The 10,194-nt window shown below is 58.3% G+C and carries 9 protein-coding genes; all 9 read right to left on the bottom strand.

The features are described from left to right. Window positions 1-296: 296 nt before the first annotated feature. The 9 genes from msrQ to mrcB all read right to left on the bottom strand — a co-directional run bounded on the left by msrQ (window position 297) and on the right by mrcB (window position 10,117). Window positions 297-917, bottom strand: coding sequence for a protein-methionine-sulfoxide reductase heme-binding subunit MsrQ (msrQ, locus tag HBO23_RS12145; RefSeq protein ID WP_017139218.1), 621 nt, complete (start codon window positions 915-917; stop codon window positions 297-299). Next, a complete protein-coding gene (gene msrP / locus HBO23_RS12140) occupies window positions 917-1,930 on the bottom strand; it encodes a protein-methionine-sulfoxide reductase catalytic subunit MsrP (protein WP_170038204.1) in 1,014 nt (337 codons plus the stop codon). Before msrP ends, msrQ begins: the two co-directional genes overlap by 1 nt. A 63-nt stretch (window positions 1,931-1,993) precedes the next feature. Continuing rightward, the gene (pssA, locus tag HBO23_RS12135) at window positions 1,994-2,851 is read right to left on the bottom strand and encodes a CDP-diacylglycerol--serine O-phosphatidyltransferase (RefSeq protein ID WP_056859782.1); all 858 of its coding nucleotides are present in this window, start codon (window positions 2,849-2,851) and stop codon (window positions 1,994-1,996) included. Window positions 2,852-2,995: 144 nt separating this feature from the next. Further along, window positions 2,996-4,012: a ketol-acid reductoisomerase gene (gene ilvC / locus HBO23_RS12130; protein WP_003176099.1), complete on the bottom strand. Its 1,017-nt coding sequence runs from the start codon at window positions 4,010-4,012 to the stop codon at window positions 2,996-2,998. A gap of 47 nt (window positions 4,013-4,059) precedes the next feature. After that, window positions 4,060-4,551 (bottom strand): acetolactate synthase small subunit, encoded by a 492-nt coding sequence (gene ilvN, locus HBO23_RS12125; RefSeq protein WP_003176102.1) that lies wholly within the window; start codon window positions 4,549-4,551, stop codon window positions 4,060-4,062. 2 nt (window positions 4,552-4,553) lie between these two features. Continuing rightward, window positions 4,554-6,278: an acetolactate synthase 3 large subunit gene (locus HBO23_RS12120; protein ID WP_099547656.1), complete on the bottom strand. Its 1,725-nt coding sequence runs from the start codon at window positions 6,276-6,278 to the stop codon at window positions 4,554-4,556. Window positions 6,279-6,709: 431 nt separating this feature from the next. Beyond that, window positions 6,710-7,039: a YqcC family protein gene (locus HBO23_RS12115; RefSeq protein WP_017139221.1), complete on the bottom strand. Its 330-nt coding sequence runs from the start codon at window positions 7,037-7,039 to the stop codon at window positions 6,710-6,712. Beyond that, a complete protein-coding gene (locus tag HBO23_RS12110) occupies window positions 7,039-7,776 on the bottom strand; it encodes a hypothetical protein (protein WP_170038194.1) in 738 nt (245 codons plus the stop codon). Before HBO23_RS12110 ends, HBO23_RS12115 begins: the two co-directional genes overlap by 1 nt. Window positions 7,777-7,792: 16 nt before the next feature. Continuing rightward, the gene (mrcB, locus tag HBO23_RS12105; protein ID WP_170038192.1) at window positions 7,793-10,117 is read right to left on the bottom strand and encodes a penicillin-binding protein 1B; all 2,325 of its coding nucleotides are present in this window, start codon (window positions 10,115-10,117) and stop codon (window positions 7,793-7,795) included. Window positions 10,118-10,194 lie beyond the last annotated feature (77 nt).

The raw sequence follows: 10,194 nt of genomic DNA, 5'->3' as shown, positions 1-10,194 counted from the left end.
CGCGCATTCTACAGCAGCCTCATTTGCTGTCAAGTGATTATTTTCAGAAGTTTTCGAAGAATTCTTCAACAACTTCAACCACTTGCGCTTACGATCTCTCGTTAGCGGGAGGCGAATTCTACAGCGTTACACGCTGCTGTCAACACCTCTTTTTCAACTTCCTTTTGGCTTCGATGAACGGAAGCAACTTTCTGCCGAAAACTTCGTAACTCATTGTTTACCAAGGAGTTTTCCGTTTCGACTGCGCCGGAAGTGGGGCGAATTATAGACAGATATAAAACGCCGTCAATCCTTAATTACGCTTTTGTCGCAGAAAGTGGTTTTTTCGCAATAAGACGGGGAATCCGGCGCATCACTGGCGGGATCCGCAGCACTAGCAGCAGCGCGCCTATAGATGCATAGATCGCCCATTCCTTCAGGTCGGCCCGCACAATCCACAACATGTGCAACAAACCAAGCCCAAGAATCACGTACACCAGGCGATGCAGCTTCTTCCAACGGCTACCCAACCGGCGCTGGCTATAACGATTGGACGTTACTGCCAGCACCAATAAGCCAAGGAACCCCAGCGCACCGACAATAATGTAGGGCCGCTTACGCAGCTCGACGCCGAACTGCGACCAATCCAGCCCGAGGATGAATACGCAGTACGCAGCCAGGTGCAGTGCCACATACGCAAAACACCACAACCCCAGCTGCCGACGCACGGCAATCCACCCTGCCCACCCGCTGAGTTTCTGCAACGGCGTCATACCTAGCGTTACCAGCAACAGGATCAGGGTCCCAAGCCCCAACCGATCCATCAACACTTTGCCTGGATCAGGCCCGAGCACAGAGCTCCACGCCTCATACAGCCAGAAAAATGGCCAGATCGCCGCGGCTATAAAGACGCCAATACGCCAGATCGGATAACGCATCAGTAGTTCTTCCGCAGGTCGAGGCCCGTATAGAGAGAAGCGACCTCATCCGAATAGCCGTTGAACATCTGCGTCTCTCGCACATTCGGGCTAAACAGACCGCTCGGCAAACGACGCTCACGCGCCTGGGTCCAGCGAGGATGGTCGACGGTCGGGTTCACATTCGCGTAGAACCCATACTCATTGGCCGCAATGCTTTGCCAAGTCGTCTTTGGCTGCTCGCTGACCAGGCTGATCCGCACAATCGACTTCACGCTCTTGAAGCCGTACTTCCACGGCACTACCAGACGCAGTGGTGCACCGTTCTGGTTTGGCAACTCCCGCCCATACATACCCACAGCCAGGATCGCCAACGGATTCATTGCTTCATCCAGACGCAGCCCTTCTACATAGGGCCAGTCGATCAAGCCGAAGCTGGAGCGCTGTCCCGGCATGCTTTTGGGGTCCTGCAGCGTTTCAAAGCGGATGTACTTGGCTTTAGCGGTTGGTTCAACCTGCTTGAGCAAGGCTGAAATAGGAAAGCCCATCCACGGAATCACCATCGACCACGCCTCGACACAACGCAGTCGGTAGATACGCTCTTCCAATTGATAAGGCTTCATAAAGTCTTCCAGGGCATAGCGCCCAGGTTTACCGACTTCCCCATCGATCACCACACTCCAGGGTTCGGTCTTGAGTGAACCGGCGTTCTTCGCCGGGTCGCCCTTGTCCGTACCGAACTCATAGAAGTTGTTGTAGTGGGTGGCGTCCTTGAACGGGGTGATGGCTTCGTCTTTTACCGTAACCGCCTGCCATTGGGCGCTGGGCAGCTTATCTGCAAACCAGCCTGGGGCATTGCCCGGCTCGACATCGGCATAACGCGCGGCATCTTCGGCACTCGCCCAACGCGGCAACGCAGTGGCCGCAACACCGGCCAGCGCACCACCGAGCAAGCTGCGACGCGAAAGATAGAAAGATTCAGGCGTGACATCCGACTCATGACAATCGGACGCTTTGGGGATCTTGATTAACATGGCAACTCCGCAGCATTGGAGAACTGATGCACCAATAGACTGCGGAGTATGGGGGAAATTACATTAAGGCAATGTTTTGTCGCGGCGCAGATGCAGCAGGTACTGAATCGGCCCCGACGCGGCATACACCAGGAACGCCAGCAGCAGAATACGTGGCGGATCACTGAACACGACCGCAAACACCAGCACCACCACCAGGATAGCCACGAAAGGCACGCGCCCCTTGAGGTCAAACTCCTTGAAGCTGTTGTACTTGATGTTGCTGACCATCAGCATGCCAGCGGCTGCAACCATCAAGGCCACCAGGAACGACATCTTCGAACCCTGGATGCCGTAGTCACTGAACGCCCAGACGATACCGGCCACCACACCTGCCGCCGCCGGGCTGGCCAGGCCGATGAAGTAACGCTTGTCAGCAGTACCCACTTGGGTGTTAAAGCGCGCCAGACGCAACGCCGCGCCGGCGACATAGATGAAGGCAACCATCCAGCCGACCTTGCCCATATCACCCAGCGCCCAGGCAAATGCCAGCAATGCCGGCGCAACGCCGAAAGCTACCATGTCCGACAGCGAGTCGTACTCGGCACCGAAAGCGCTTTGGGTATTGGTCATGCGCGCCACCCGGCCATCCAGGCCGTCGAGCACCATGGCCACGAAGATGGCGATAGCCGCAAAGCCGAAATACTTGCTGGCACTCGCCGCATCACCCGCCGCCAATGCGCTTTGCGCACTCATGGAGTTGATGATGGAGTAGAACCCGGCAAACAGGTTCGCCGTGGTGAACAGATTGGGCAGAAGATAGATACCACGATGCCGGACCTTGCGACCTTCCGCATCATGCCCTTCTTCGACATGCTCATCGATCGGTAGCAGGCTTTCGGCGTCAGAGGCCTGGTTTGGCTCTTCGGGACGTTCGGTCATGGACTTTACCTTGCAACGGTGTGAAAAGAATTCGACAAATACTTGCAGCGCGTGTTCGCCCGCAAACGATGCAGCTTTATACCAGAACCCGCCCCCAAACGAAAAAACGCGGCCTAAGCCGCGTTTTTTCTGGATACGTACGACTTAGTTTTTGGCTTTGTCGACGATCTTGTTGGCACCGATCCACGGCATCATGGAGCGCAGTTGCTCGCCGATCACTTCGATACCGTGAGCGGCGTTGTTACGACGCTTGGCGGTCATCGAAGGGTAGCCGGTAGCGCCTTCGCTGATGAACATTTTGGCGTATTCGCCGTCCTGAATACGTTTCAGGGCGTTGCGCATAGCCTGACGGGACTCGGCGTTGATGACTTCCGGGCCGGTCACATACTCACCGTATTCGGCGTTGTTGGAGATCGAGTAGTTCATGTTGGCGATACCGCCTTCGTACATGAGGTCAACGATCAGCTTCAGTTCGTGCAGGCATTCGAAGTAGGCCATTTCTGGCGCGTAGCCAGCTTCAACCAGGGTTTCGAAACCGGCTTTGACCAGCTCAACGGTACCGCCGCACAGTACAGCTTGCTCGCCGAACAGGTCGGTTTCGGTCTCGTCCTTGAAGGTGGTTTCGATGATGCCGGTACGACCGCCACCAACGCCAGCAGCGTAGGACAATGCCACGTTCTTGGCGTTGCCGGATGCGTCCTGGTAGATCGCGATCAGGTCAGGGATGCCGCCGCCTTTGACGAACTCGGAGCGCACGGTGTGGCCCGGCGCTTTCGGCGCGATCATGATCACGTCGAGGTCAGCGCGTGGCACAACCTGGTTGTAGTGAATCGCGAAGCCGTGGGAGAAGGCCAGGGTGGCGCCTTTCTTGATGTTTGGCTCGATTTCGTTCTTGTAGAGCGCGGACTGGAATTCGTCCGGGGTCAGGATCATGACCAGGTCGGCAGCGGCAACGGCGGAAGCAACGTCAGTCACTTTCAGGCCGTGGGCTTCAGCCTTGGCAACAGTGGCCGAGCCTTTGCGCAGGCCAACAGTCACGTCAACGCCGGAATCTTTCAGGTTGCACGCTTGGGCGTGGCCCTGGGAACCGTAGCCGATGATGGCGACTTTCTTGCCCTGGATGATCGACAGGTCACAATCTTTATCGTAATAAACTTTCATGAGGTTCCTCTATATATCCAGGCCGTAAGGCCATTCGCTAATTTGGGTTAGATGCTGAGTACTTTGTCGCCACGGGCAATCCCGGTGACACCACTGCGTACGGTTTCCAGAATCGAGGCCGTCCCGATCGACTGGATGAAGCTGTCCAGCTTGTCGCTTGTACCGGTCAGTTGAACGGTATAAACGCTGGCGCTCACATCGACGATCTGCCCGCGATAAATGTCGGTGGTGCGTTTGATCTCGGCACGTTGGGCACCCGTGGCCTTGACCTTGACCAGCATCAGCTCGCGCTCGATGTGGGCACTTTCCGACAAGTCGACCAGCTTGACCACTTCGATCAGCTTGTTGAGGTTCTTGGTGATCTGCTCGATCACCTCATCGTGACCAACAGTAGTCAACGTCAGGCGCGACAGGGTCGGGTCTTCGGTCGGCGCCACGGTCAGGCTTTCGATGTTGTAGTTGCGTTGCGAAAACAGGCCGACAACACGAGACAGAGCGCCGGGTTCGTTCTCCAGAAGCAGGGAGATAATGTGCCGCATGATTAGGTACGCTCCGTCTTGTTCAGCCACATGTCGCGCATAGAGCCGTCTTTGATCTGCATCGGGTAGACGTGCTCGCTGGTGTCCACTTGAATATCGAGGAACACCAGGCGGTCCTTCATGGCGAACGCCTCTTCCATCTTCGGCTTCAGATCTTTCAAATCGGTGATGCGCATGCCGACGTGGCCGTAGGCTTCAACCAACTTGATGAAATCCGGCAGCGATTCCATGTAGGAATGGGAGTGACGGCTGTTGTAGCTCATGTCCTGCCACTGACGAACCATGCCAAGCACGCCGTTGTTCAAGCACACGATCTTCACCGGAAGACCGTACTGCAGGCACGTCGACAGTTCCTGGATGTTCATCTGGATGCTGCCCTCACCCGTCACGCAGGCGACGTCGGTGTCCGGGAAGCTCAGTTTCACACCCATGGCCGCCGGGAAACCAAAGCCCATCGTGCCCAGGCCACCGGAGTTGATCCAGCGGTTAGGCTTGTCGAACTTGTAGTACTGCGCAGCGAACATCTGGTGCTGGCCCACGTCGGAGGTCACAAAGGCGTCGCCCTTGGTCACTTCGCACAGGGTTTCGATCACGGTTTGTGGCTTGATGATGCTGCCGTCACCCTTGTCGTAAGGGAACAGGCCGCGGTCGCCGCGCCATTCGTCGATCTGCTTCCACCAGCTGGCAACCGATTCCTTGTTCGGCGTTTCGCCGATGTCCTTGAGCGCCGCAACCATTTCGGTCAGCACGCTTTCTACCGGACCTACGATCGGCACGTCGGCCTTGATGGTCTTGGAGATGGACGCCGGGTCGATGTCGATGTGGATGATCTTGGCATTCGGGCAAAACTTGCTCGGTCCGTTGATCACACGGTCATCAAACCGCGCGCCCACCGCCAGGATTACGTCGGCGTGGTGCATGGCCAGGTTGGCGGTGTAGCTGCCGTGCATGCCAAGCATGCCGACGAACTGACGGTCCGTACCCGGGAATGCGCCGAGGCCCATCAAGGTATTGGTCACCGGCAGATTGAGCAACTTGGCCAGCTCGGTCAAAGGTGCAGAACCGCCGCCCAGAATCACGCCACCGCCGGAGTACAGCACTGGGCGCTTGGCCGCCAAGAGCATTTCTGCCGCCTTGCGGATTTGCCCCGAGTGCCCACGAACGGCCGGGCTGTAGGAACGCAGCTTGGCTTTTTTCGGGAAGACGTATTCGAACTTTTCCGCCGGGTTGGTCATGTCTTTCGGGATATCGACCACCACAGGGCCCGGGCGACCGGACTGTGCGAGGTAGAAGGCCTTTTTCATGACTTCCGGGATTTCCGACGCATGCTTGATCATGAAACTGTGTTTCACGATCGGCCGGGAAATACCGATCATGTCGGTTTCCTGGAATGCATCGGTACCGACCATGGTGCTAGGCACCTGGCCAGAAATGATCACCATCGGGATGGAGTCCATATAGGCAGTCGCGATGCCGGTAATGGCATTGGTTGCGCCTGGGCCGGACGTTACCAGTACCACACCGGCTTTACCGGTGGCACGGGCATAGCCGTCAGCCATATGGGTCGCGGCCTGTTCGTGGCGAACCAGGATGTGGGTAACAGCCGGTTCCTTGAACAGTGCGTCGTAAACATGCAGCAGAGCACCACCTGGGTACCCGTAGATATAGTCGACGCCTTCGTCACGCAAAAAGCGGACGAGCATCTCACCGCCAGATAAAAGCTCCACGTTGTTCACCTCTAAAACGCCAGAATACCGTCCGTTAAAAACCGACGGGTCTTAATAGGTTTACTTCTCAACAGAGCATGAGCGACGGTGGTCGCCGACTACGTCAGCACTGACTGAGCAAGTATTGGGATCGTCCCAAGTGTTGCGGGCTTTTCCCACCCAGCGCGAGGTAACGCGTTGCGGGTGTTACAGGTCGGCGCGGATATGCGCCTCATGATCTGCTGAGCGGGCCTGCTTCTGGCAGTCCCGATACAGCGGACTTTGGATTCTTCTGTTTCAGCCCCTTCAAGTCAAGCAATAATTGCGCTTTTTTCCAACTAAGCGCATGAGAACGAAGATTAAAGGGGCTTGAGGAGGGATAAAACTCGCCTGAATGTCGTGAAGCGGTAGAAATGTGCGCAAGACTGCCGAAAAACCCGGCAGTCAGGCAATTAACGAGCGTCGACGATCAATTGGTCGAACTTTTTCAGCGCATTGCGTAAGCCTATGCTTTCAAGCGGGCGATCGGCGTAAACCATCTCCGCCATCTCGAGGATCCCCGAAGCATTGGGCAATGGCAGGTCCTGCTCGAGGATCTGCTTCATGCGCACCAGGAAGATCCATTGCAGCCACTGGTGAAAGTCCAGGGTGTCCACCGAAAACGGCTCGACGCTGCTAAGCGCTTCAGCGCTGGGGGGCACTTCGTCCCACCAACCCTGCACACGTAACTCACGCTCAATCAGCAACAGCTGTTCGGCAATTGCCGGAAACCGTGCATCCATCAGAGGCTGACCTTGGCTTTTTGCCGCGCCTGGGCAGCACCGGCGGCGTCGCCTTGTGCGGCACGCGCGTCACCAATCAAAGCCCACAGGTTGGCTTGCAGGTCGGGGCGACCGTTGGCCAGGGTCAGGCCGCGACGGGCGAACTGCTCGGCTTGCGGCGCGTCGCCCTGGGCCATGCGCACCTGGGCCAGGCGATACAGCACTTGCGGCTCACGCGGCGCCACACGCTGGGCACGCTCAAGGCTCGACGATGCCCCGTTCAGGTCACCACCGGCCTGTTGCTGCTGGGCGGTGGTCAGCAAAGCCAGCACCGGCCCGTCCAGTTGCTCGTCAGCCGACAGGCCACCCGCGTTAGACGACGACGGAATACCGCTCGGCGTGGACGGCGGCATGTTGTAAGTGCTCTGGTTGACCGGCGCCGTCTGGATCGGCGCGGAGTTTGCCGGCCCCGAAGTGCTTGGCCCTGGCGTCCAAGGCTCGGCACTGATCGGCGCCGACGTCGCAGCACCGCCGCCCGGCACCATCACCACCACGCCCGAATCCTGCGGTATGGCCTGAGGCGTGGCTTGGGCAGGACGCTTGACCACGGTCTGACGGAAACCGCCAGTGGCCGAGATACGGTCGTTATTGGAAACGTTCGTGCTTGAGTCCACCACGGGAATCGAACCGCGCTGCACGCTGGAGCAACCGCCGAGCATAACCAAGGCGGTAATAGCTGGAATCCACAACTTGTTCACTTGAAACCCTCTTTGCTTAATGCATCCAGCCCTTGACCCAATCCATCACCGAATCCGCGTCAGCGGGGGCACTGCCACCGCACGCAGCACCGGCGGGTGGCTCGCTGCCGCGAATATACGGCATCTGTACCGCGCCCGGACAGCTGGCATCGGAACCCTGCCCGGTATGCGGATCAATCCAGGCCTGCACGATGTTGTCCGGCTGCGGCATGTTAAGCGGCAACGGATCGGCCTTGCGCATGAAACTGGTCCACACCTGCAGCGCACCGGTCGCACCGGTGAACGGGGTTTTGCCGTTATCGTCGCGACCCAGCCAGACCACGGCCAGCACATCCTGGCCGAAGCCTGCGAACCAGCTGTCGCGCGAATCGTTACTGGTGCCGGTCTTGCCCGCCAGCGTCAGGTTCGACGGCAGCACGCTATAGACAGAACGCCCGGTACCTTCACGCATCACGCGCTGCATGGCGTTCTGGATCAGATAGATGGAACCTGCGTCAAAGCGCTGCTGGATCTGGAACGGGTAACGCTTGAGCGGTTCGCCCTCGGCGGTCAGCACACTGCGAATGCCGCGCATCGGGGTATTGAAGCCACCGTTGGCGAGGGTCTGGTACATCGTCGCCACTTCCATCGGGGTCATGGCGCCAGCGCCCAGCAGCATCGAGGGGAACGCCGGGAACTCACGGGTGATGCCCAGTCGCCCCAGGGTTTTCAGCACATTCGGCACGCCCACTTCAAGCCCAAGGCGCGAGGTGGAGATGTTGTAGGAATGCGCCAGGCCTTGGTACAGGAACACAGTGCCGTGGGAGCGACGATCAAAGTTCTGCGGCGTCCATACCTGGCCATCCGCCCCTTTGACCGACAGCGGGTCATCCGACAGCCAACTGGTCAGCGTGTATTTGCTTGGTTTTTCCAGGGCCGTGAGGTAGACCGCTGGCTTGACCAGCGAACCGATTGGCCGCACCGCATCCAGGGCACGGTTGAAACCGGCAAAACTGGCCTGGCGGCTGCCGATCATGGCCTGCACTTCACCGGTTTCCGGGTTGGTCACGACCATGGCTGCTTCGACTTCATCCGAACCTTTACGGCCGGTCAGGCGTTTGAAGGTATCGTTGACCGACGCTTCGGCTTTCATCTGCAGGATCGGGTCGAAACTGGTAAAGATCCGCAGGCCTTCTTCGGTCAAGTCTTCGTCGCGATAGTCTTCACGTAGCTGGCGTTTGACCAGATCAATAAAGCCCGGGAACGAACTGTCGGCCAGCTTGCCGCGAGTGGTAACACCCAGTGGCATTTTTTTCGCCGCCGCGACTTGTTCAGCGGTGGCCACGCCCTGCTGTTCGAGTACATCCAGCACCAGGTTACGACGCTCAAGCGCGCGCTCCGGGTTGCGACGCGGGTTGTAGTAAGACGGCCCCTTGACCATCCCCACCAGCAACGCGACTTGATGCAATTTCAATTCGGACAAGGGCTGGCCAAAGAAGAACTGGCTGGCCAAGCCGAAACCGTGCACCGCGCGCTGGCCGTCCTGGCCGACGAACACTTCGTTGAGGTACGCCTCAAGAATCTCCTGCTTGCTGTAATGCAGCTCCAGCAGCATGGCCATCATGGCTTCGGTGAGTTTACGGGTGAGGCTGCGCTCGTTGGTCAGGTAGAAGTTCTTGACCAATTGTTGCGTGAGCGTACTGCCGCCCTGGGTCATCTTGCCACCGGAAGTGTTAACCCAGATGGCGCGGGCAATCGACTTGGGCGACACACCCCAGTGGCTGTAGAAATCGCGGTCTTCCACGGCGATCAGCGTATCGAGCAGGTACGGCGGCACCTGATCAAGCTTGATCAGGATGCGATCTTCAAGGTTCTTGGGGTAAATACCGCCGATCAACAGCGGTTCCAGGCGCACCACGGGCAACTTGGAGCCATTGAGCGACGACAGTTCGGCAACGTAATCGCCGGAGAAGCGCACGCGCACCGGCTGGGCTTTCTCCAGGCCTTCATAGAACTGGAAGCCACGGGTATTCAAATCGACGGTATTGCCGCTGACAGCAGCGGCGCCGGGGCCATTGCTCACGGGTTCGCGGCGATAGCCCAAGGCGTCGAGTTCGGTAAGGAAGTCTTCCTTGCTCAGCTTTTGGCCGGTGAACAATTCCAACGGGCGTGCGTATACCTTGGCCGGGATGGTCCAGCGCTTGCCGGAGAATTTCTCCTGCACCACGGCGTCGAGGTACACCGCGAAGCCTGCGAGCACCACAAGGCCTACCAGGCTCAGCTTGATGGCCCAGCCCAGCCACGGGCGCAGGCCGCGTGAAGGAGGTTTTTTACGGGAACGGGGAGATCGGGTTCGAGTCATGGCGGCGGATTATACGCACTTTATTGACGATCAACATGAGCCGGACAGCGGTTTGCACGACCGACCGTAACCGCCAT

Source organism: Pseudomonas sp. WS 5532 (assembly GCF_012985445.1).
Taxonomy (GTDB): Bacteria; Pseudomonadota; Gammaproteobacteria; order Pseudomonadales; family Pseudomonadaceae; genus Aquipseudomonas; species Aquipseudomonas edaphica.
The sequence above is the reverse complement of the archived record's forward strand: the minus strand, read 5'-3'. Positions and strand labels throughout refer to the sequence as shown.